Annotated in this window: 25 protein-coding genes and 1 pseudogene; 7 read left to right on the top strand and 19 right to left on the bottom strand. The window is 73.4% G+C overall.

Translation table 11 applies throughout. The features are described from left to right. Positions 1-220, bottom strand: a 220-nt coding sequence (locus ACFU7Z_RS14850) for a CDGSH iron-sulfur domain-containing protein (RefSeq protein ID WP_380777753.1), incomplete at its 3' end; no start/stop codon positions are given. Further along, on the bottom strand, positions 204-860 hold the full coding sequence (locus ACFU7Z_RS14845) for a HemK2/MTQ2 family protein methyltransferase (protein ID WP_380777752.1): 657 nt from the start codon (positions 858-860) through the stop codon (positions 204-206). The genes ACFU7Z_RS14850 and ACFU7Z_RS14845, both read right to left, overlap by 17 nt. A gap of 210 nt (positions 861-1,070) precedes the next feature. Between ACFU7Z_RS14845 and ACFU7Z_RS14840 the strand changes: the two genes are divergently transcribed. After that, positions 1,071-2,180 (top strand): YbdK family carboxylate-amine ligase, encoded by a 1,110-nt coding sequence (locus ACFU7Z_RS14840; RefSeq protein ID WP_380777751.1) that lies wholly within the window; start codon positions 1,071-1,073, stop codon positions 2,178-2,180. A gap of 107 nt (positions 2,181-2,287) precedes the next feature. After that, complete coding sequence (locus ACFU7Z_RS14835; protein WP_380777750.1) at positions 2,288-3,136, top strand: 2OG-Fe dioxygenase family protein; 849 nt, start codon at positions 2,288-2,290, stop codon at positions 3,134-3,136. A 210-nt stretch (positions 3,137-3,346) separates the two neighbouring features. Here the strand turns inward: ACFU7Z_RS14835 and ACFU7Z_RS14830 are convergent, their stop codons facing one another. From ACFU7Z_RS14830 to ACFU7Z_RS14785, 10 genes are all read right to left on the bottom strand, one after another. Continuing rightward, the gene (locus ACFU7Z_RS14830; RefSeq protein WP_053111950.1) at positions 3,347-3,580 is read right to left on the bottom strand and encodes a DUF6296 family protein; all 234 of its coding nucleotides are present in this window, start codon (positions 3,578-3,580) and stop codon (positions 3,347-3,349) included. A gap of 826 nt (positions 3,581-4,406) precedes the next feature. After that, positions 4,407-6,215, bottom strand: coding sequence for a complex I subunit 5 family protein (locus tag ACFU7Z_RS14825; protein ID WP_380777749.1), 1,809 nt, complete (start codon positions 6,213-6,215; stop codon positions 4,407-4,409). 2 nt (positions 6,216-6,217) lie between these two features. Next, positions 6,218-6,565: a sodium:proton antiporter gene (locus tag ACFU7Z_RS14820; RefSeq protein ID WP_049649646.1), complete on the bottom strand. Its 348-nt coding sequence runs from the start codon at positions 6,563-6,565 to the stop codon at positions 6,218-6,220. Then, entirely contained in the window at positions 6,565-7,317 is a 753-nt protein-coding gene (locus ACFU7Z_RS14815) for an MnhB domain-containing protein (RefSeq protein WP_380777748.1), read from the bottom strand. Before ACFU7Z_RS14815 ends, ACFU7Z_RS14820 begins: the two co-directional genes overlap by 1 nt. Beyond that, a complete protein-coding gene (locus ACFU7Z_RS14810; RefSeq protein WP_380777747.1) occupies positions 7,314-7,604 on the bottom strand; it encodes a Na(+)/H(+) antiporter subunit B in 291 nt (96 codons plus the stop codon). The genes ACFU7Z_RS14815 and ACFU7Z_RS14810 overlap by 4 nt, the downstream gene beginning before the upstream one ends. Beyond that, positions 7,601-7,903 (bottom strand): monovalent cation/H(+) antiporter subunit G, encoded by a 303-nt coding sequence (locus ACFU7Z_RS14805; protein ID WP_159028339.1) that lies wholly within the window; start codon positions 7,901-7,903, stop codon positions 7,601-7,603. The genes ACFU7Z_RS14810 and ACFU7Z_RS14805 overlap by 4 nt, the downstream gene beginning before the upstream one ends. 49 nt (positions 7,904-7,952) lie before the next feature. Continuing rightward, positions 7,953-8,243, bottom strand: a complete 291-nt coding sequence (locus ACFU7Z_RS14800) for a monovalent cation/H+ antiporter complex subunit F (RefSeq protein WP_380741378.1) — start codon at positions 8,241-8,243, stop codon at positions 7,953-7,955. Then, a complete protein-coding gene (locus ACFU7Z_RS14795) occupies positions 8,240-8,695 on the bottom strand; it encodes a hypothetical protein (RefSeq protein WP_380777746.1) in 456 nt (151 codons plus the stop codon). The genes ACFU7Z_RS14800 and ACFU7Z_RS14795 overlap by 4 nt, the downstream gene beginning before the upstream one ends. A gap of 351 nt (positions 8,696-9,046) precedes the next feature. Further along, positions 9,047-9,370, bottom strand: a complete 324-nt coding sequence (locus ACFU7Z_RS14790; protein WP_049649641.1) for a hypothetical protein — start codon at positions 9,368-9,370, stop codon at positions 9,047-9,049. A gap of 2 nt (positions 9,371-9,372) precedes the next feature. Continuing rightward, the gene (locus ACFU7Z_RS14785; protein ID WP_380777745.1) at positions 9,373-10,440 is read right to left on the bottom strand and encodes an SDR family oxidoreductase; all 1,068 of its coding nucleotides are present in this window, start codon (positions 10,438-10,440) and stop codon (positions 9,373-9,375) included. A gap of 125 nt (positions 10,441-10,565) precedes the next feature. Here ACFU7Z_RS14785 and ACFU7Z_RS14780 point away from each other — a divergent pair, with 125 nt between their 5' ends. Together ACFU7Z_RS14780 and ACFU7Z_RS14775 are read left to right on the top strand one after the other, a co-directional pair. Then, positions 10,566-10,787: an HAD family hydrolase gene (locus ACFU7Z_RS14780; protein WP_049649640.1), complete on the top strand. Its 222-nt coding sequence runs from the start codon at positions 10,566-10,568 to the stop codon at positions 10,785-10,787. A gap of 10 nt (positions 10,788-10,797) precedes the next feature. Then, positions 10,798-11,532 (top strand): class I SAM-dependent methyltransferase, encoded by a 735-nt coding sequence (locus ACFU7Z_RS14775; protein ID WP_380777744.1) that lies wholly within the window; start codon positions 10,798-10,800, stop codon positions 11,530-11,532. Positions 11,533-11,578: 46 nt separating this feature from the next. Here the strand turns inward: ACFU7Z_RS14775 and ACFU7Z_RS14770 are convergent, their stop codons facing one another. The 4 genes and pseudogenes from ACFU7Z_RS14770 to ACFU7Z_RS14755 all read right to left on the bottom strand — a co-directional run. Beyond that, the gene (locus tag ACFU7Z_RS14770) at positions 11,579-12,394 is read right to left on the bottom strand and encodes a ribonuclease BN (protein WP_380777743.1); all 816 of its coding nucleotides are present in this window, start codon (positions 12,392-12,394) and stop codon (positions 11,579-11,581) included. A 292-nt stretch (positions 12,395-12,686) separates the two neighbouring features. Then, the gene (locus ACFU7Z_RS14765) at positions 12,687-13,643 is read right to left on the bottom strand and encodes a TIGR03557 family F420-dependent LLM class oxidoreductase (RefSeq protein WP_380777742.1); all 957 of its coding nucleotides are present in this window, start codon (positions 13,641-13,643) and stop codon (positions 12,687-12,689) included. A gap of 217 nt (positions 13,644-13,860) precedes the next feature. Further along, positions 13,861-16,029, bottom strand: a complete 2,169-nt coding sequence (locus tag ACFU7Z_RS14760) for a catalase (RefSeq protein WP_380777741.1) — start codon at positions 16,027-16,029, stop codon at positions 13,861-13,863. Between the two features lie 277 nt (positions 16,030-16,306). Beyond that, positions 16,307-16,783: pseudogene (locus ACFU7Z_RS14755) on the bottom strand (glycoside hydrolase family 15 protein); the annotation flags it as partial. 375 nt (positions 16,784-17,158) lie between these two features. On the opposite strand from ACFU7Z_RS14755, the gene ACFU7Z_RS14750 reads away from it, so the two are divergent. Then, positions 17,159-17,653: an SRPBCC family protein gene (locus ACFU7Z_RS14750; RefSeq protein WP_380777740.1), complete on the top strand. Its 495-nt coding sequence runs from the start codon at positions 17,159-17,161 to the stop codon at positions 17,651-17,653. Continuing rightward, positions 17,635-19,275, top strand: coding sequence for a phytoene desaturase family protein (locus ACFU7Z_RS14745; protein WP_380777739.1), 1,641 nt, complete (start codon positions 17,635-17,637; stop codon positions 19,273-19,275). Before ACFU7Z_RS14750 ends, ACFU7Z_RS14745 begins: the two co-directional genes overlap by 19 nt. A gap of 54 nt (positions 19,276-19,329) precedes the next feature. Here ACFU7Z_RS14745 and ACFU7Z_RS14740 read toward each other — a convergent pair whose 3' ends face one another. Next, a complete protein-coding gene (locus tag ACFU7Z_RS14740) occupies positions 19,330-19,839 on the bottom strand; it encodes a DUF6328 family protein (protein ID WP_380777738.1) in 510 nt (169 codons plus the stop codon). A 273-nt stretch (positions 19,840-20,112) separates the two neighbouring features. On the opposite strand from ACFU7Z_RS14740, the gene ACFU7Z_RS14735 reads away from it, so the two are divergent. Continuing rightward, a complete protein-coding gene (locus ACFU7Z_RS14735; protein WP_380777737.1) occupies positions 20,113-20,535 on the top strand; it encodes an SsgA family sporulation/cell division regulator in 423 nt (140 codons plus the stop codon). On the opposite strand, the gene ACFU7Z_RS14730 is transcribed toward ACFU7Z_RS14735, so the two are convergent. Then, positions 20,456-20,788, bottom strand: coding sequence for a hypothetical protein (locus tag ACFU7Z_RS14730; RefSeq protein WP_380777754.1), 333 nt, complete (start codon positions 20,786-20,788; stop codon positions 20,456-20,458). The genes ACFU7Z_RS14735 and ACFU7Z_RS14730 overlap by 80 nt on opposite strands. 207 nt (positions 20,789-20,995) lie before the next feature. Next, positions 20,996-21,414: rhodanese-like domain-containing protein (locus ACFU7Z_RS14725; RefSeq protein WP_380777736.1), on the bottom strand; the 419-nt coding region annotated here is incomplete at its 5' end.

The raw sequence follows: 21,414 nt of genomic DNA, 5'->3' as shown, positions 1-21,414 counted from the left end.
GCTGCTCCCGGGCCCGCAGCGGCCGTCCGTGCCGCCGGTGGCTGGTGTCGCAGAACGGGTACGTGCGGCTGCGCCGGCAGACACACAGGGCCACCACCGGGCGCTCGGACAGCCTCCGGGTGCCGTCGGGGAGGACCACCTCCACCGGGCCCTCGACCAGCAGAGGGCCGCCCGGCACGACGACCACCCGGGTGGCGTAGCGATCAGCGCCCGCGGACACCGCGCACCACCACCAACTCCTCCTCGCGCTCGCCGGGCCGGATCACTCCGAGCCGCTCGAACAGGGCGGCCCGGGCCGTCATCACCGGCCCGAAGGGCTGCCGCCGCCGAGCCGCCACCTCTGTGCGCAGCGCGGCCGCGCGCAGGAGCGCCAGGGTGGCCGGTACGCCCGCGAGCGCGGACTGCACGACCAGCAGCACGCCGCCCTCGGCCAGCACCCCGGGAACCGTCCGGCAGATCCGGTCCAGGACCAGCCGTCCGTCCGGTCCGGCGTCCCAGGCCAGCGCGGCGCCCCGGCCGGGAACCGCGCCGTCCGGGTCCGTCGGGACGTACGGGGGATTCGCGGTCACCAGGTCGAAGCGTTCACCGGGCAACGGCGCCAGGAGGTCGCCCCGGCGCAGCCGGACCCGGTCGTGATGCAGCCGGGCGTTGCACCAGGCAGTGGCCACCGCCCTGGCGGACAGGTCCACCGCCGTGACCAGGGCCCCGCTGCGCGCCGCCGTGATCGCGACGGCCCCGGTCCCGGTGCAGAGGTCGAGCACCCGGCTGGAGCCGTCCAGCGGCTCCCGGCGCACACAGGCGGCCAGCAGTTCGGTGTCGCCCTGGGGCGCGTAGACCCCGGGCGGGCGGATCAGCAGCATGCCGAGCGGTTGCCCGGCCCGGCACGGTTCACACCTGCCGCACGGCGGCTCGTACCGGGACATGTCCCGAGCGTCCGCTCGCGTCCAGCCGCCCCGAGCGTTCGTCTTCGGGCCGGACCCCGGATCCGTGATGCCGACGTGGCCGGGAGAAGGGACTCTGGTCAGGTGGACGGCAGCGGCGCCCCGGGCGCGCGAGGAGCCCGGCAGCCCGTGGCAGGCACTGCGGGCCGTGGCCGGGGGCCGACGCCGACGGTGGGCCTGGAGGAGGAGCACTTCGTCGTGGACCCCGTGTCCCGGGCCGTGGTTCCCGCGGGCCCGCGGCTGGCCGCCCGCGCCGCGGGCGTGCTGGGGGACCTGGTGTCCGGTGAGTTCACGGACCTCCAGGTCGAGGTGCGGACACCGCCGTGCGCCACCATGCGCGAGCTGTCCGCCCAGCTGGCCCGGTTGCGCCGCGAGCTCGCCGCGTGCGCCGAGGCCGAGGGCCTGGCCGTGTGCCCCAGTGCGACGCCCGTGATCGGGGGCGGCGGCGTGGTGCCGGTGGGCCACCACCCCCGGTACCTGGACGGGGTGGAACTGTTCCGCAGCCTGATGGACGACTTCGCCGTCTGCGCCCTGCACGTCCACGTCTGCCTGCCCGACCGCGAGGTGGCGGCCCTGGTCGGCAACCATCTGCGCCCGTGGCTGCCGCTGCTGGTGGAGATGAGCGCCAACTCGCCCTTCCACGCCGGACGGGACACCCGGTACGCGAGCTGGCGCTCGGTGCTGCGGCTGCGCTTCCCCTCCCTCGGACCGCCACCGTGGGTCGAGTCCTTCGACGACTACCGGCGCGTCGCCGCCGCGATGGCGGAGGTCGGCGGGAGCTCCTTCGCCGACCTGCCGTTCTGGGACACCCGCCCGCACCCGCGCCTGCCGACGCTGGAAGTGCGGTGCATGGACGTTCCGGCCGAGTCCGCCGACTCGGTGGCCCTGGCGGCTGTCGTGCGCGGCCTGGTGGTGACCTCCGCCCGCCTGGCGGAGCGCGGCGACAAGGGACCGCAGCTTCGCGGTGAGCTGTTGCGCGGCTCGTACTGGTACGCGACCCGCGACGGCTGGCCGGGGCCGGGAGCGGACGCGCTGACCGGACGCGTCCTGCCCGCCCCGGAACGCGCACGGAGGCTCGTCGAGCACATCGGCCCCGCGCTGGAGGAGCTGGGGGACCTGGAGCGGGTCACCGCCTTCGTCGACCGGCTGGCCGCCCGGGGCAGCGGCGCCCACCGCCAGCGCGCCGCACACCGGGCCGGCGGCTGCCGGCGGTCGTGGACGACCTCTCGACCTGCATGACCAGCCCGCAGGCCGTCCCGCCCCGGCCATCCGTACGGCGGACCCCCCAAGGGCGCGCCCCCGACGGGTGTGCCAGCGTGAAGGAAGCCGGAAGGCCATGCGGACCCATGTCCACAGACACCCGCGAACGCCCGGAGAAGCCGATGGACGACAGCCCGGAGCAGCACGGACGCCCGCCGGAGCACGGCGGGCGGGTGCGCCGTGACGGGTACGCCCGCCTGAACGCCGCCGACCTCGGCATCGACACCGTGGCCCTGGCCGAGGACTTCACCCGGCTCGCCGACTCCTATCAGGACCTGCCGCCGGATCCGTACGCCCGTGAGACCCACCGCTTCCGCCGCTACTCGCACGCCGTCCACCTGCCCTGGACCGGCGAGCTCTCCTACATCCCGGGCACCCCCGACGAGGAGTTCGGCACCGTCACGGAGTACTGGCAGGACGAGCACAACCCCGAGTACCCCCGGGTGCGGCGCCGGCTGCCCGACATCCCGGAAGCCCTGCACCGCAACCGGCTGCTCGACGCCCTCGTCCATGCCGACCTGGACCGTGCCCTGTGGCTGGAGGACCTGCGCCGCGTCCCCGTCTACGTCGGCATCCACCTGATCTCGCTCGGCATCCACGACCAGGACCAGGAGGCGGTGTCCTCACCGAACTGCCTGCATCAGGACGGCGGTTCACCGGCCACCTTCACCTTCGCCCACCTGATCGGCCGCCGGAACGTGAAGGGCGGCGAGAACGTCATCGCCACCCCGGAGAGCGCCGGCCGACAACCCGACGCGCTGCCCCCGGAAGCGATCCACGACCGCTTCGTGCTGACCGAGCCGCTGGACGGCTACGGCGTCCACGACCGACGCGTCAGCCACTACGTCGGCCCGGTCCGCCTCGGCGACGACGGGAACGAAGGGCGCCGCGACATCCTCATCATCGGAATCGCCCCCTACGCCCCGGGGCTCTGACCGGGGGTCCACTGTCTGAATCCGCTGTGGCGCCCTCTTCCGGAAGGTCGGAACGCGGTCCGGAAAGTGCCGAGCGAGCGGTGGAGCCGGACTGAACCGTCCGGGCTCCTCCCGTGTTTCCGCTCGGATGCGCCACAGCTGCTTCCCGGACGACGACATGTACGACCCCGAACGGGAGATGCCGATCACGCCTGGTCGGCAATGCCGCGGTCAGGTCAGCGGGGTGGCGCGCAGGCAGGTGTGCTGGCCGGGCCCTGTGGCGACGTCCAGGGGCCTGGCCACACCGGCTTGGATCTCGACCCGGAAGGCTCCGGTGTCGTCGGCGTAGATCGGGGTACCGTCGGGTGTCCTGTCGCCGGTGGCGTGGACAACGACGATCTCGGGCGGACGATGCGCTCCTGGTGGGCCCGGCAGGGTGATCGCGTAGCGTTCAGGGATGTCCATGGCGGGCCTCATTCTGCAGGGTGCACCGGCGTCTGTGAGGGCGCGGACGGTGTCGCGGACGGGTGAAGATCTCGTCTGCGCCGGTGATCTGCCGCAGGCGCCGGGTCTGAGGGAACGAAGCGGCCACCACCGGGGCGGTTGCGGCGGCGTACACGGTGAAGCGCGCTGGGAGCAGAGCGTCAAGACGAGTGGAGTCGCGCGACAGGAGACGGGGCAAGTCGACTATCACACAGGGCATGCCCTCCTTGACCGAGCGCGCCAAGGCGTCCTCCAACCGGCCGCGCTGATCATGGTCGGCCTTGCCGTCCAGGCGGGCGCTGCCGGCTCTCCCGGGCAGGTCTGCGGTCGTGGTCCGCGGGGCCCGACAGGCGCACGCCCTCAGCGGACGGTGGTGGGGGGACATGACCGGCCTCCTCGCGCGAGGGAAGCTGTCCGCTTGTGATCCTGCCCCGCCGCGCTCGGAATCCACCGTCCGGGGCCACCGGAGTCGCCCGCTCGACCGGCCTCGACGACACCCTTGAGGCACCACGCCAATCGGGGTACCCCCCACCCCGCATCCTCGCTGCCCAGAGGCCTCCCGCCCCGCCTGTCCGCAGGCAACGCCGTGGGCGACGGCGACGGGCTGATGGCGATCCGCCGCCTGCGGAGGGCACCGTGTGGCGTGTTGCCGCGCCCGCGGCCCACCGGGGACGGTATCCATCCAGCGCAGGCTGGATGCGATCGTCCGGGCGATGCTGGAGCAGCGTGAAGGCAAGCGCGGTCAGGCTTACGAGGATCTGAAGCCAGCCATCGGGATGGAGGAGCGGCTGTAGGGCCCTGGGAGGATTCAGGTCTGGGCGGCGATCGCGACGCACAGCACCGCGACGCCGAGGGCGAGCCAGGCGAGGTAGTCGCCGAGGTGTCCGGAATGCAGGCGGCGCAGCGCCCGTACGGCTCGGGCAGCCGCGTGCCGGTCGGCGGCGGACCGATGGAGGGCGGCCATGGCCAGGGCGAGGGCGACGGCTGCGGACAGCAGGCCCAGCAGCATCCCGGTCACGGTCCAGTCCGCGGCCGGCACGGGTCCGGCCGGCGTGTTGGCGTGGGTGAGGACGACGGCGGTGTAGCCGTCGGGGTCGGTGAAGACGGCCGCGCCACGGGCGAGGGCGGCGGGGATGGCGGGTAGGGAACCGACGAGGACGGCGAGGCCGATCAGACCGGCCGGGACGATCGTCATGGTTCGCGGCAAGGCGCGCTGCGGGGAGCGGATTTCGGGTTCCTCGCCCTCGCCGGTGGTCTCGTCCCCGTCCGGTCGGCTGTGTGGGGCCGGGCCGGCGCCGAAGAAGATCCGCAGGGCCGCGCGGAGAGCGGCCGCGCCGGTGGCGGCGGAGGCCACGACGAACACGGCGGGCAGCCACGGCTGCCAGTGGCCGGCGGCCTCCTCGCTCAGGGCCTTGCCAAGGCCGGTACCGAACGGCGGCATGCCGGCCAGGGCCAGGGCGCCAGCCACGAACAGCACCCCGACGGTGCGCAGGTCGCGTGCCTTGCCGTACAGGCCGTGTTCATCGACGCTCCCGTAGCGGTCCAGCAGTACACCGGTGAGGGCGAACAGCGCGGCCTTCACCAGGCCGTGCGCGGCGACGTACACCGCGGTTCCGGTGGCGCCGTCGGGGGTGAGCAGGGCGACGGCGATGAGGAACAGGCCGACGTGGCTGATGGTGGAGAACGCGAGCAGGCGCTTGAGGTGGCGCTGCTGCCAGCACATCAGGGCGCCGAGGAGTGCGGTCAGCACACCGATCGCGGTGAAGGTGGTGCGGAAGGCCTGGGGGTGGATGCCGCCCGGGCCGGAGAAGACGGTCCAGTAGACGCGGGCGATGCCGTAGACGCCGAGTTCGACCATGGCGCCGGACATCAGCATGCACACCGGGGTGGGCGCCACCGCGTGCGCGTCGGGCAGCCAGAAGTGGAACGGCACGGCGGCGGCCTTGACCAGCAGGGCGGTGGCGATCAGGGCGAACGCGGCCACGGTCAGCACGTCGGTGTGGTGGCCCGCGAGCTGCCGGCCGAGGCGGGCGAGGTTGAGTTCGCCGGTGCGGGCGTAGAGGAGGCCGATGCCGAGCAGGGAGCAGTAGGCGGCGAAGGAGGTGACGATGCCGAAGGTGAGCGCCCCCTGGAGCGGGCGGGGGTCCTCGATGCGGTAGCCGGTCAGGGCGTAGGCGGCGGCTCCCATGAGTTCGAAGAAGACGAAGGCGTTGAACAGGTCGCCGGTGAGCGCGAAGCCGGCCATGCCGGCTTCGAACAGCAGGATCAGGGCGGGGAAGGCGCCGGCGTGCTCGCCGGTGGGTTCGTCGAAGTACCGCCAGGCGTAGACGACGACCGCGAGGACCAGGACGGCGACGAGCAGCGCGAGTCCGGCGCCGATGGGGTCGGCGGCGAGCACGATGCCGAGGCGGGCGGGCCAGCCGCCCAGGTCGGCGGTGACGAGGCGCCCGTCGGTGCGCGCCCAGAGCAGGGCGAGGCACGCTGCCTCGGCACCGGCGCAGGTGGTGGCCAGGATGTCGCAACCGGTCCGGGGGAGTCTGCGGCCGGCGACGGCGAGCAGTGCGGCGCCGAGCAGGGGAATGGCCACCGCGAGCGGCAGCAGGGCTGCTTCGGTCACGGTCAGCCCTTGAGGCCGGTGAGGGCCTGCGGGTCGACGGTGTGGTGCCGTTTGCGCAACTGGATGGTGAGGGCGAGCAACAGCGCGGTGACGGTCGCGCCGACCACGACGTCGGTCAGGGCGAGGGCCTGCACGACGGGGTCGACGACGGGGCGGGTTCCGGGGGTGAGGTCGGAGTAGACGGGGGCGGTCGCGCCGCGGCGGTAGCCGACGGCGAGGAGCAGGAGGTAGGTGGAGGACTGGGCGACGGCCAGGCAGCCGATGGCGTGGATGAGGTTGCGACTGGTGACCAGGCCGTACAGGGCGATGAGCAGGACCCATCCGGCGGCCAGGAAGACCCACGTTCCCATCAGGTGTCTCCGTCTCTCTGGTGGTCGGGTTCGGTGAGTTCGACGGCCTGGTCGAGGAAGTGTGCGAGCAGGGCGATCAGGCCGCAGGCGACCTCGACGCCGACCGCGGCGTTGAGGACCGGGACGGTGCCGCCGGAGGTGATGGTGTTGAAGGTGCCCAGCGGCAGCACGTTCTTGAGGAACGCGCCGCCTGCGATCAGGCCGGCCAGGCCGACGAGGCTGTAGGAGGCGGCGGCGAGCGAGTCCGCGACGTCGAGGGCGGCGAGCGGGCGCAGTTGCTTCAGGGCCCGGTAGTCCGCGGCCACGTAGGCCAGGTGCAGAGCGGTGGCGAGGACGACGCCGCCCTGGAAGCCGCCGCCGGGGCTCAACTGGCCGTGCGCGACGATGTAGACGCCCACGACCAGGGTGACCGGTAACAGCAGTGCGCCGAAGAGGCGGGTCGTGGGCATGACCCGCTCGGCTTCGGCGCGGCGGTGGCGTTCGTCGCGGGCCCGGCGCAGCAGCAGGGTCGCCCCGAGCACGGTGCCGAAGAGGATGGACTCCTCGCCGAGGGTGTCGAAGGCGCGGATGTCGAAGTTGACGGCGGAGACGACGTTGGCGGTGCGCCGGTCCAGCGCCGCCGCCACCGCCTGGTCCCCATAGGGGTGGCTGTCCGTGCCGAACGGCGGGAGGTGAGTGCACGCGGCCGTGAAAAACGCGGCGATGACGGCGGCCGCTGCCAGGAACATCGTCAGCCGGGCGCGGGCCGTCACTTCCGTTCCCGCCCGTTGTCGCCGACGCTGGCCCGGTCGTCGGTGCGGGTGGGTCGGCGGGTGACCTTGCGTACGGTCAGCAGGATCAGCAACGGGGTCAGCGCGGTGCCCACGGCGAGCTGGGAGAGCGCCACGTCGGGCGCCTGCAGCACCGCGAACAGCATCGCCAGGCCCAGACCGAGCACGGAGAGGACGACCGCCTGGCGGGCCGGGTCACGGGTGAGGACCGCCGTGGTGGCGGCGAGGACGACGAAGGCGACGACGAATCCGATCAGCCATGCGTTCACGGCCTGCTCACCGCTTCGGCCTCGGCTTCACGGGTGGCACGGCCGACGGCGATCGTGGTGACCGTCCCGCCGACGGCGAAGACCAGGCCGATGAACAGCGTCTTGGCCGCCCCCCGGCCCGGTCCCTGGTCGACTGCCACGGCCGCGGCGATCAGCGGCACACCGGCCACCGAGGCCGGGGCCAGGGCGTGCAGGCGCGCCAGCGCTCCGCGCAGCCGCAGCACCGCGGCCGCGGACAGCAGCACACACCCCACGCCGGCCCACAGCAGCACGAGCACGATCACATGGCGTGGCGTCAATCCGAACTCCCTCCCCCACCCCCGGTCTGGCCGGCCGGGCGGGGTCTCGTCAGTTCTCGGGCGTGGAACCGTACGGGTGCGCGTCGTGGCGGCGGCCGGCGACGAAGCGGGCGAAGACAAGGGTGCCGGCGGGGGCCAGGACGGCCAGCATCAGCGCGAGGTCCTGATAGGAGGACCGGTCGTACGCCATCGGGAGCAGCAGGAACACCGCGCCGGCCACGGTCGACAGCATCGACGCCCCGAGCAGTCGGCGCACCGCGGTGCCGCGCGCCGCGACCCACAGGCACGTCGGCGCGGGAATCGCCAGCAGGACCAGGGCCGCCTCTGTCCAGGCGTTCACCGCGCGCCGTCCGTGCGGGCCACGGCCTCCTCGACCGGTCCCGGGGTCGGGCGCAGAGCGTGCACGACGACCTCGTCGTCGCGGGGCACGTCGATCACGCAGGTGTCCGGGGAGGCGGCGAGCAGCGTGCCGGCCCACCCGGCTCCCGCTCCGGGGCGCAGCCGGATGCGCCGTACCCTCCCGTCTCCGTGACCGGGGGCCATCGCGGCCGTCAGCACGGCCAGACCGCGCACGACCGAGCCCGGCAGCGCGAGGAGCGCACGCACCGCGCCACGCCCTCCTCCGACGCGGACGTGTGCGGCCAGACGCATCCTGCGGGCCGCGACCGCCCCGCCCGACGCGGCGAGAACGGCGACCAGCAGCTCGACGGGCGAGACGGAGCTGATGAACACCACCGTCAGCCCCGTCAGGACAGCACCCCACACCACGATCTCCACCAGCCGGGTGAGCACCTGACCTCCTGTAGTCCTCCGGGTCGTTGTTCGGTTGCCGGCCACCTGGCGACTCCGCGGCGCAGGCGGTGCCTCCGCGCACGCCGTCCACCGCCCGGCCGTGTCATGGCCTCCGGGTCAGTCGGGAGGCTCCGACGGGCGGGGGTGCCCGGGCTCCGGAGGGGCAGGCTCCGCGGGCTCGCCCGGGCCGGGCGGGGCCGGCGGCTGAGGGGGCGGTTCGGGCGTTCCGGGAGGCGCGGGCGGATCCGGCGGCACCGGTGGCTCCACCGGCTCCGGCGGGCTGGGCGACGGCGGAACCGGGGTGACATCGGGGTCGGGCGGCACGGGAACAGTACCCACGGTGACCAGCTCCTATCGGCCCAGGGCGTGTTCGAGTTCCTTCTTGTTCATCTTCGAGCGCCCGTGGATGTTGCGCTGCCTCGCCTCGTTGTAGAGCTGCTCCTTCGTCGGCCCCTGGGCGCCGCTGTGCGACCGCAGCCCACCGCGACGGGAGGAGGACATGTCCTTCAGCGAGCTGCGGCTGGCGGTCTTCGACTCCCCGTGCCGGGCCCGCTCCTTGTTCACGGTGCGGGCGGCGATCTCCTCGGCGCGCTTCTCGCTCTCACCACGCTCCAGCGCACTGTCCTTGATGTGCTCGTACTGCCGCTCCCGTTTGGGACTCGATCCGCGAGGCATGGTCACACACTCCTGTCCGATGACTGCGGGGTGCGTGTTCCCCGCATCCGTGAGAGGAACCCGCTACCGGCACCGGGCAAACCGGCTTGCACCCGTCCAGCCGCGCGCCCCAGCGCGTCGGCGAGGCCGCCGAGGGCGTGCGCCACCTGCTGCTGGCGGCTGCGATCCCGGGCCCGGCCGTCGAACCGGCCGTGCGCCCCGAAGTCCCGCCGGGCATCCACCGGCTCGAACAGGTTGTCCGGGTCCGTGGCGCGGCGCCGACGATCCTCCTGCTGGGAGTCGAAGCCCGTGCGGGCCAGGTAGCGGTCCAGCAGCCCGGGCATGACGGCGTTCGCCACCAGGGTCGCCACCGTACTGCCGCCCACCCAGTACTCCCTCCGCCCGGGGTGGTCGGCGGCGAACAGCACCGCGCGGGCAGCGACCTCGGGCTGGTAGATCGGCGGAACCGGCTGCGCCCGACGGGGCAGGCGGGACCGGACCCAGTCGAACTGCGGGGTGTTGACGGCCGGCATCTGCACCATCGTGGTCCGCACCCGAGTACCGGAAGCGAGCAGCTCGCAGCGCAGCGCCTCGTTGAAGCCCTGGATGGCGTGCTTGGCGCCGCTGTAGGCGCTCTGCAGCGGAATGCCGCGGTAGGCGATCGCCGAGCCGACCTGCACGATCACCCCGGCATCGCGGGGCAGCATCCGGGCCAGGGCGGCCCGGGTGGCGTAGACGTAGCCGAGGTACGTGACCTCGGTGACGCGCCGGAACTCCTCCGGGGAGACCTCGGTGAACGGGGCGAAGACGGAGGCGAACGCGTCGTTGACCCACACGTCGACCGGCCCGAGTTCTTCCTCGGCCCGTTCGGCGGCGGCCTCCACCGCGTGTGCGTCGGCGACGTCGGCCTCGATGGCGATGACCTTGGCAGCGCCGGCCCGCTCGGCCTCGCGCACCGCCGCTTCGAGGCCGGCCCGGCCGCGGGCGATCAGCGCGAGCCGGTCTCCGCGGGCGGCGAACGCCTCGGCGGTCGCGCGGCCGATGCCACCGCTGGCCCCGGTGATGACGATGGTCCGGCAGGCAGTTTCCATACTGCTTCGGGTTTCCGGGAAACAGCGGGGCAAACGGCCCGGCGCCGCGCCGCGTGCGTGGCCGGTCGTCGGGCCGTAGCGTCGACAGGGTGGACATGCCGGGGGCGTGAGTGAGGGAGGCTTCGATGCCAGGCGAGGCGCTGTTCGTCGGCGACACCCCGTGGGACGTCCAGGCCGCCGCCGGGGCCCCGGTCACCGGCGTGGCGGTGCTCTCCGGCGGCTTCGGCGAGCGGGCCCTGCGCTCGGCGGGAGCCCTTGAGGTCCACACCGATGTCGGCGACCTCCTTGCCCGCCTCGATTCCAGCGCCCTCGCGGACCCGACGCACTTCCAGCCCGTACGCGGCTGAGCGCACGGCCGTGGACGACTCCCCCGACGGCGGGTACGCGGTCTCCGCGGAGTTCTACGATCTCCTGCAGGCCGAGACCGACCGCCGTCTGGCCGAGCGGCGCTTCGCCGCGGCCGCCACGCGGGCCCGCCACGCCGTCCTTGATGTCGGCGCCGGCACCGGCACTGCCACCGAGGTCCTGCTGCGCGCCTCCGGTGTGCCCGTCCACGCCGTCGAACCGGCCCCGGCCATGCGCGCCGCCCTGCTGTCGCGCCTGGCGCACCTCGGGGCGGACCAGCGCGCTCGCGTCACCGTGCACCCCGAGCCCCTCGCGGCGACAGGCCTGACGGCCGTGGCGGACCTGGCCGTCGCCTCCAACGTGATCGCCTGTCTGGATCCCCCGACCAGGCGGGCCACCTGGAAGGCGATCTCGGCAGCCCTCCTGCCCGGTGGCCTGCTCCTGTTCGATCCGCCGCCCGCCGGCCTGCCCGACGGGTGCGAGGCGGCGGGACGGCTCGGCCCGGTGCGGGTGGGTCCTGACCTGTACAGCGCCGACGTCACCCGACGGCCCCATCGCGGCGTCTTGCGCGTGGTCTTCACCTACCGCGTCGAACGCGCGCAGGAGCTCCTGCGCGAGGCCCGGGAGGCGTTCGACATGTGGCCCGTCCCGCCCGAGCAGCTCGCCGAGGAACTCGATGCCGCAGGACTGCGTGTTGTGCGGGCGCCCGGATCCGACCTCGTGGCGGCTCGCCGTCCCGCTCTCTAGATCCGACCTCGCCCGCCTGCGGGCCTTGGTCCCGTGCCGCACCGGATCAGTCGTCCGCTTCGCCCGGTGGTGTTCCGCCTGGCGCCCCGCCGGCCTCGTCAGCCGGCTCCTCGCCGGCTGCCGGTGTGCCGCGGCCCCCCTCACCACCGTCGCCCGCGGCTGACCGGTCGCCGCCGGACAGCGCCCACCCCACGAGGCTTCCGCCGTACACCGTGAAGCCCACCCCGATCAGCCAGGACTGGACCACCAGGACTGCGCCGACCGTGCCGTAGGAAACGGCGTTGGAGACCAGTAGCGGGGCGAAGACCAGCCGGGAGAACAGCCGGAGACCGGCCAGGGCGACCACCGTGGCCACCGCCCCGGGCACCAGCCCCCGCCGCGGGGCACGGGCCCCGAGCAGGAAGCGCGGAAGCCACCAGAACAGCAGCAGACCGCCCAGCACCGTGGCGAGGATCCGCAGGGTCGGTTGGACGGCGGTGTGCTGCCAGGGCACGCCGCTCCAGGCCGCGAGGACGAGGTAGCCGGTCAGTCCGGCCAGCGCGACGACCTGGCGCCCCACCCGGTGCCACGGTCCTCGCGGCAGGCCCCAGATCCGCTCGTAGGCGCCCTGCATCGCACCCGTCAGCGAGACGCCGAAGAAGGCCAGCGCGGCGAGGCTGAACCCGGTGGTCGTGCTGAGGACCTGCCCGCGTGAACCGAACAGCGTCTCGACGGCCTGGCCGCCGCGCGGCGACAGCCCCAGGCCGTCGGTGATCCACTGGGCGATCCCGTTGCCGCGGGCAGGCGAAGCCGCCGCGATGACCATGAGCAACGGCACCAGGGTCACGAAGAACAGCGCGGCGAAGGCCAGCGAACGCTGCATCAGCTCGATCTCCCGCCCGTGCCCCCACGCCCGCCCGCACACAGAGCGCAACCGGTGCCAGGCCGTTCTCACAGGGCACGCCTCCGCACGCCGGTCAGGTGCCAGAACCCGGGGCATCCGACCGGCGCCGAACGCCCCGGCGCCGCGAAGTACCGTGCCGTGCCGCCGCAACCACCGCTGCCTCTCGAAGGCGTCTGCGCCCGAAGGCGCCACCTGCCGGGGCCGGACCCTGTAGCGGGGCCTCTCCCGCAAGCGGACGCGGCGTCAGCGGCCATAGGTCGGACAGCCCGGGTCAGCGGTTCAGGGCGGGCAGGACCAGCTCACGGTAGGCGTCGAAGAAGGCCTCCTGATCGGGGCCGATCTGTCCGACGTAGACCTCGTCGAACCCGGCGCGCGCATATGCGCGCGCGGTCTCCACGTGCTGCTCCACGTCGTCGCCGCAGGTGACCGCGTCGGCGACCATGTCGCGGGTGACGAGCCGACTTGCCTGTTCGAAGTGCGCCGGGGTGGGCAGGAGCTGGGCGAGCTCGCCGGGCAGCAGTTCGGTCGGCCACAGCCGGTGCACCACGTCCACGGCCGCTTCCCGGTTGCTGCTCCAGCACACCTTCACGCCGCCCACCACCTTCTTGCCCTGGCCCCCGGCCTCGCGGAACGCGCCCACGAGGTCGGCGTCCGGGGTCATGGTGACGAACCCGTCCCCGATCCGGCCGGCCAGCTCGGCGGCCTTCGGCCCGAACGCCGAGACGTAGACCGGCAGCGGCTGGTCAGGGGCGGTGTACAGGCGGGCGTTGTCGACGGTGTAGTGCCGGCCGCGGTGGCTGACCGGTTCCCCGGTGAACAACTCGCGCATCACCTCGACGGCCTCCTCCAGCATCTCGGCCCGTACCTCGAAGGACGGCCACGCATCGCCGTGAACGTGCTCGTTCAACGCCTCCCCCGTCCCGACACCGAGAGCGAAACGCCCACCCAGCAGAACGCTGGAGGTCGCGGCGGCCTGCGCGGTCACCGCCGGATGCAGCCGCACCGTCGGACAGGTCACCAGCGTGGTGACCGGCAGCGAGACGGCCTGCGACAGCGCCCCGATCACCGACCACACGAACGCGCTGTTGCCCTGCGCGTCGTTCCACGGATGGAAGTGATCGGAGACCGCCAACCGGGTGAACCCGGCCTGCTGCGCGCGACGGGCCTGGTCGATCAGCTCCGCGGGGGTGAACTCCTCACACGACAGGAAGTAGCCGTACTCGGTCAATCGGAATCCGCTCCTTCGTGAACGTCCTCCCCCGCCTCGGGCGGCGGCGGCCCCCGGGCACTGTCGCCACCACGCTAGGCCGAAGGTCCTTCGAGTGCTCCCTGACAGCACCACCAGGCCGACGGACTCGACCGCGAACGGGCCAAGCCGGCGAACGGGGCAGGGCCCACCGACCTCGTCCTCCTGGGCAGGTCGCGCGGGCGATTCGGGCTCGGGTTCAGCGCTGCGGGAACCGGTGCTGTTCGATCAGGTGGACGAAGTCCTCCCAGAACGAGGCGCCGGGCTGCCGGTCCGGGCCGCACAGGGCGACCCCGGCGAGCTGCTCCGCCTCGCGGGCCCCTGCGGCCCGCAGGAGCGCCGTGCCGGTGCCGAGCGCGGCCACCGGTTTGCCGTGCCGCAGTGCCTCGTTGACGAACCGGACGGCGTCCGGTTCCACGACGAGCACGTCCTCTGCGCCGTCCGGGACGACCACGGCGTCGTACAGCACCGAGGCGGTGGTCGCCAACGCCCGGTCGACCTCCACGTCCTGGCCGTCGCTGCCGGCCACGCTCCCGCCGTACCGGGCCAGGGTCTCCACCGTGGCGCCCTCGGCACGCAGGGCGGTGCGCGCCGCCCGCACCTGGGCGGCGTCCACGCCCTGCGCCACCAGGACGGCGACCTTGCGGGTACGGATGCCAGGGCCGTGCAGGTTCTCCAGGCTCAGCGCGGGCGAGACCCGCTCCCCCACTGCTCCGGCTTCGCGGTCGCCGGTGGGCCGGTCCGGTGCGGGCTCGGGCGCGGGCTCGGGTTCGCCGATGCGGCGGGCGACCTCCACAGCCAGTTCCTGGTCGACACGGGCCAGGTTGGCGACCATCCGGTGCCGCACGGCCTGGTCCCCGACCTTGCCGAGCTCGAAGGAGAACGCGGCGATGATGTGCTCCTGCTCCCAGCCGGCCATGCTGCGCCAGAACAGCGCGGCCTGGCCGTAGTGGTCGGCGAAGCTCGGACTGCGCCGGCGGATCGCCTGCCCGTCGACACGCTCCTGATAGTGCTCGAACACCCCCTCGGCGAGGCGCCCGCCGCCCAGGGTGGCCGGGCATCCGCCGCCGACCGAGTTCGGCGCGTAGCTCGTCCCGGAGTGGATCACCTGCTGGCCGTAGCCGTCGCGCTGGTCGGTGCGCACCTCGGCGAGCGGACGGTTGACCGGCAGTTGGGAGAAGTTGGGGCCGCCCAGGCGGATCAACTGGGTGTCCAGGTAGGAGAAGTTGCGGCCCTGCAGCAGCGGGTCGTTGGTGAAGTCGATGCCGGGAACGACGTTGGCGGTGTGGAAGGCGACCTGCTCGGTCTCGGCGAAGAAGTTGTCCGGGTTCCGGTCGAGGACCATCCGGCCGACCGGGCGCACCGGCACGAGTTCCTCCGGCACCAGCTTCGTCGGGTCCAGCAGGTCGAACGGGAACGAGAACTCGTCCTTCTCCGGGATCAGCTGGACGCCGAGCTCCCACTCCGGGAACTCGCCGGCCTCGATCGCCTCCCACAGGTCCCGCCGGTGGAAGTCGGGGTCGCGGCCGGCGGTGATCTGGGCCTCGTCCCAGACCTGGCACGCGACGCCGAGTTCTGGCTTCCAGTGGAACTTGACGAAGGTGGCGCGCCCGTCGGCGGTCACGAGGCGGAAGGTGTGCACGCCGAAGCCCTGCATCATCCGGAAGCTGCGCGGGATCGCCCGGTCCGACATCGCCCACATCAGCATGTGGGTGGACTCGGGCTGCAGCGAACAGAAGTCCCAGAACGTGTCGTGTGCGGTGCCGCCGGTGGGGATCTCGTTGTGCGGCTCCATCTTCACCGCGTGCACGAAGTCGGGGAACTTGATCGCGTCCTGGATGAAGAACACCGGCATGTTGTTGCCGACCAGGTCGTAATTGCCCTGCCGGGTGTAGAACTTGGTGGCGAAGCCGCGGACGTCGCGCACCGTGTCGGCGGAGCCGCGCGGCCCCTGGACGGTCGAGAAGCGGACGAACACCGGGGTCCGGCGGCCGGCCTCCTGGAGGAAGTCGGCGCAGGTGAACTCGGCCAGCGACTCGTACGGTTCGAAGAAACCGTACGCGCCGGCACCGCGGGCGTGCACCACCCGCTCGGGAATGCGCTCGTGGTCAAAGCGGGTGAGCTTCTCCCGCAGGTGGAAGTCCTCCAACAGCGTCGGGCCACGCTCGCCCACGGTCAGGGAGTTGTCGGTGTCGTCGACCCGAATCCCCTGATCGGTGGTGAGCGCACCGTCCGGCTCCGGGGCCCGGAAGGCGTCCAGCGCGATGTCCTTGGCATCGCGCTCACCCCCGGGAGGGCCTGGATGGGGAGCCTCCGTGACCGGGGGCGGCTGGGGGCGTCCTCCAGGCGGTCCGGGATTGGTGGTCATCTCAAAGCCCTCCGTCCTGAGGTCGGTGCGAGGCGGCTCACGGCCGCCCGCGCTGTGGGGCGCGGCTGCCCGCCGGACAACGGCTCAAACCTTCGCGCCCGGCTTGGAGCCTGGAGGCGCCGGGGCAGTCCTGCAGCCCGAAGCCGTACGCAAGCGAACACCGCCGCCATGCGCGCTCGCACAACCGCGGGGCAGTAGGCCAGGCAGGGCCGAGCGGGCGAGACCCCGCAGCGGTCGCTGCTGCTCCGACACGCGGGTGCGGCGGATCACAACGGGCTCAGTGACCGGGTGCGAGCGTCGCGGCGGCTTCGAGCATCAACCCGTGGACGAACGCTTGGGGCAGGTTGCCGCGCAGCTGGCGCTGGGCGACGTCGAACTCCTCCGCATAGAGGCCGGGCGGACCGCAGGCGGCACGGTTGCGTTCGAACCAGCGCACGGCTTCGACGTCGTTGTGCTGCTGGTGTTCCGCCAGGGCCATGACGAATCCGCACAGCAGGAAGGCACCCTCGGCGTCCTGAAGGGGTCTCCGGTCGTGGCGGAACCGGTAGACGTGGTGGTCCTGCGCGAGATCGGCGCGCACCGCTCGCAGGGTGGCGACGGTGCGCGGGTCTTCGGCAGGCAGGGCGCCGCGGATGGCGGGCAGCAGCAGGGCCGCGTCCACGCCCGTCCGGCCAGGGGAGCGCTGCCACCGGCCGGTGGGGTGCAGGCAGTCGGCGGAGGTCTCCGCGAGGATCGCAGCCGCCAGCGCCTCCCAGCCGGCGGCGCGTAGTCGGAAACCTTCATCACCGAACTCCTCCACAGCGCGGGCGTGGCTCCTGGTGGGCGAACGAGGCCCGGAGAGCGGCTAACCGCTCGCGCCGCGATGAAACCGCCGTGGGTGATACCGCCCGGTGTCCGTGCGGAATCACCTGCCGGCCCGCAGGCCGTGGGCGGGCATGCCGGGCTCGGCACAGACGCTGCCCTGGACGGGGCCCGGCGGCGACCAGTCGGGGTTCCGGTGGAACGGGTGGCCCTGCCCCACGGCGGAGAACGGGCCGCTGCGAGTGTCGCGTTCAGGCGAACTAACCGGGTATGCGCCTTTTGAGGTACGGGTGATTCGTCAGGGACCGGACACGAGGAGGCACAGCCGATGGCTGTGAGACACGTCCTGATAGAGCGGGCTCCGCAGGCGGTGTGGAGCGTGTTGGGCGACCCGGCCGCGTACGGCCGGTGGGTGCCCGGCACGGAGCGGACCCGCCCGGGTGAGGGCCGGTGGCCCGCAGTCGGGTCGAGCCTGCGCTACACCGTCAGCGCCGGCCCGTTCCGCTTCGAAGGCCACACCGTCGTACGTGTGTCCGACAGTGGGCACCGGCTGGAACTGGAGGCCTTCGCCGGGCGGCTTGGCACCGTCCGGATCGCCATCGAGCTGATCGCGTGGGGCGACGCCACACTGGTGATCGTCGACGAGCACCCGCTGCGGGGCCTGGGCGGGAGCCTCCACACGGCGCCCGCGGACCTGGTGCTGGATCTGCGCCACCGCCGACTGCTCGCCCGCCTCGCCCGCACGGTCGAGCAGGCGCCCCGGGCGGCCGGCCTGGAAGCGTCCGCGTCGGGGGGAGGTCCGTCATGGCCGACACCGTCGTGATCGGGGCCGGGCCGAACGGTCTGGTCGCCGCGAACGTGCTGGCCGACGCCGGCTGGGAGGTGGAGGTGCTGGAGGCCCAGGACCAGGCCGGCGGCGCTGTCCGCAGCGACCGCGGCGTCCACCCCGACTACGTCAGCGACCTGTTCAGCTCGTTCTACCCGCTGGCCGCCGCCTCGCCGGTGATCGCGGCCCTGCGCCTCGAAGAGCACGGCCTCGCCTGGAGCCACGCGCCGATCGTGCTCGCCCATCCCCTGCCCGACGGCCGCTGCGCACTGCTGCGGCGCGGACCGGAGGCGAACATCGACGACATCGGGCGGAGCTTCGGCCGGCCGGACGCGCTCGCCTGGCGACGGCTGTCACAGCTCTGGCAGGACCTGGACCCGTACCTGGTAGGGGCGATGTTCGCGCCGTTCCCGCCGGTACGCGCCTGCCTGGCGCTGGCCGCGCGTCTCCGGGCGCCCGGCCTGCTGCGGCTGGCCCGCTTCGCGGCGCTGCCCGTACGGCGACTGGCCGAGGAGGAGTTCGACCGGGACGGCCCGGGGCTGCTGCTGGCCGGCTGCGCGCTGCACGCCGATCTACTGCCCGAATCGCCGGGCAGCGCCGCCTTCGGCTGGCTCATGGCGATGCTCGGCGAGCAGTACGGCTGGCCGGTACCGGTCGGCGGAGCCAGCGCCCTCAGCGGCGCCCTGGTGCGACGCCTGGAATCGCGCGGAGGAACGATCCGCCGCGGCACCCCGGTCAGCGAGGTCGTCGTCCGCGCCGGCCGGGCGCTGGGCATCCGCACCGCCCAGGGAGACTACGTCCGCGCGCGCCGAGCCGTGCTCGCCGACGTGCCCGCTCCGCACCTGTACGGCCGCCTGGTCCGGGAAGGACACCTGCCGCCCGGATTCCGCGACGCCGTACGCCGCTTCCAGTGGGACTTCGCCACCGTCAAGGTCGACTGGGCCCTCGACGCGCCGATCCCCTGGACCGCCGAGCAGGCACACCGGGCCGGCACCGTCCACCTCGGCGCCGACTGGACGGAATTGAGCGACTACGCACTCCAGGTCAGCACCGGCCGTCTGCCGGCCCGCCCCTTCGGGCTGCTCGGCCAGATGACCACCGCCGACCCGTCCCGCTCACCCGCGGGCACCGAATCGGCCTGGATGTACACCCACGTCCCCCAGCACATCGCCGACGACCTCGGGCCCGACGGCATCACCGGGTCCTGGGACGACAGGGAAAGCGAAGCCATCGCCCGCCGCATGGAAGCACAGGTCGAACGCTTCGCCCCCGGCTTCACCGACCGGATCCAGGCCCGGCGCGTACTCACCCCGCCGGTGCTGGAACACCTGGACCAGAACCTGGTCGGCGGGGCGATCAACGGCGGCACCGCGGCCCTCCACCAACAGGCGCTGCTCCGCCCGCTACCCGGCACGGGGCGGCCCGAGACCCCCATCCAGCGCCTCTACCTCGCCTCCGCCTCGGCCCACCCGGGCGGTGGCGTGCACGGCGCCTGCGGCGCGAACGCCGCCCGCGCCGCGCTCCGCGCCCAGGGAGCCCGGACCGGCCGGCTGCTGCGACCCGCCCTGGCCCGCGCCCAGCGGGCCCTGGCCGACCCGGGCGGGGGCGAGACGGCGTGACGCCGTCGGGCGGGCGGGACCCGCGGCCCGGGTAGGCCGGGATTGCAGGGGCTGTCACTGCGGGGGGCGGCCACCGCCGCGGGGGGCACCGAGCCCGGATACGGCAGCCCGGCGCGCGGCGGCCGTGCGACGCAGCACGACCTGGGGCAGGACGAGCCAGCGGGTGGCGAACCAGATCAGGCAGGCGGCGCTGAGGCCCCAGGCGGCGACCGGGTTGCCGGTGGCGGTGCGCAGCAGGAGCAGCAGCGCGGCGGCGATGGTCAGGGCCAGGGTGATGAGTCCGACGGCGATGAGGCGACTGGCGACGTGGACCAGTTCGGGTTTCATGCCGTGGCCGGTGAGGAAGCGGTGGAAGGCCACGGGCGCGCTCAGGGCTCCGGTGGCGACGGCGCCGAGGACGACGGTGGCGACGCAGCAAACTCCCTCCGTACACGGGACGCGATCATCCGAGCATGCCACCACGCATCGTCGGAGACGATCCGCACGGCGGCTCTGGCCCGTCGTTTCCCACAGGTCCGTGATGAGCAGCCGTCCGCCGGAGGACCTGCCCCGCCCGGTACGCATACCTGCCGGACAGGCCGGTGGTCCGCGCCGGCCGTGTGCTCCTGGCGCTCCCGGCAGGCGGAGAATCACGTTGCAGAGGGCGTCGGCGCGCTCGTCCCTGTCCGGCCTGCCGAGCTCCACCCATGTGGCTGCGACATGCAACACTCCTCGAAAGCAAGGGAGTTGTGCAGATATCCGGCCTGCCGACTGGCGCGTGGGCGCTGGGGTAGGCGCGTTGGCATGCGTCGGCCCACCGGAGGCCGACGCACACAGCCGTCGCAGGAGGGTGATCCGATGCAGAAGTCCGCTGTCCGCCCGATGCCCGTCACGTTCCCCGACAGCCCGCTGCCCGACGTCCCGGTCGACGTGGAGCTCCGCTTCGACACGGCCCTTCCGTATGCGGCATGCCTGGTGTTCCCGCTGACCCCGTGCGGCTGTACCGGCTCCGACGCCGAGGTGTGCTGGTACTTCAGCCGGGATCTGCTGGACGAGGGGCGCCACGTCCCCAGCGGCACCGGGGACGTCAAGATCAGCCCCGGACCGGTCGGCGAAGTCCTCATCACCCTGCAGGGCCCCGACGGCCAGGCGGTGCTCAGCGCCCCGGAGGACGCCGTGACAGCCTTCCTCACGGACTCGTTCACCCTGGTGCCCGCAGGTTCGGAAACCGACCACCTGGATATCGACGCCACCCTCGCCCGGCTGCGCGCCGCCGGCTGACCACACGAAGTGCGCCGGCCGGGCGCCCGGCGCCGCACGGGTGCCCATGGCCGTCCGGCATCAGGGCGAGGGCGCGGTACACGCCGGCCGCGATGGCGAGGACGCCCTCCAGGCCTGTCACCTGGCGCGGCACCGAGCTGGTGGCCCGGTTGCCAGTGCCGAGCTGGCCGTTGATGCCGCGTCTCCAGGCGACGACCTGGCCGTTCTCCAGCAGGGCGAGGCTGAAGTCCGCGCCGCCCGCGTCAAGCCGCACACCCCCGACGACGCCGAAGTGTGGGCCGGCGCCACCCTCGCCCGCCACGCCCGGAGCATCGGCAGCAGCCGGGATGCACAACGCCTGCACGCCCGACTGCTCGCGCTGCCGCAGCAGTGACCGACACCCACCTTCCCCCACCCCCACCACGGCCACGTCCCGCTTCCCTGCCCGTGGCCCGGGCGGGGTTGGCCGGGTCGGCTGGGTTCAGGCCCGGGCGGGGTGGGTGAGGGTGTGCCAGGCGCCGTAGCCGCCGAGGAGGTCGGAGACGTCGGGGTGGCCGTGGTGGCGCAGCAGGCTGGCGGCGATGGAGGAGCGGTGGCCGCTGGCGCAGTGGACGACGAGGGGGTGGTCGGTGGGGATCTCGTCGAGGCGGGTGGGGAGTTCGGTCAGGGGGATGTGGAGGGATCCTTCGATGGTGCCGGTTTCGCGTTCGCCGCAGGTGCGGACGTCGAGGACGGTGGGGGGCTGTTCGGTGGTGAGGGTGGTGCGGAGTTGGTCGGCGGTGAGGCGGCTGGCGGGGGTGAGGTCGTCGGCGAGGGCGGGCAGGGCGTTGTCGGGGTTGCGCAGGTAGCCGGCGATGTGGTCGAAGCCGATGCGGGCGAGGCGGGTGACGACCTCGTCCT

It is taken from the genome of Kitasatospora sp. NPDC057518 (genome assembly GCF_042802075.1).
Lineage (GTDB): Bacteria > Actinomycetota > Actinomycetes > Streptomycetales > Streptomycetaceae > Kitasatospora.
This window is presented reverse-complemented; position numbering and strand designations above follow the sequence as displayed.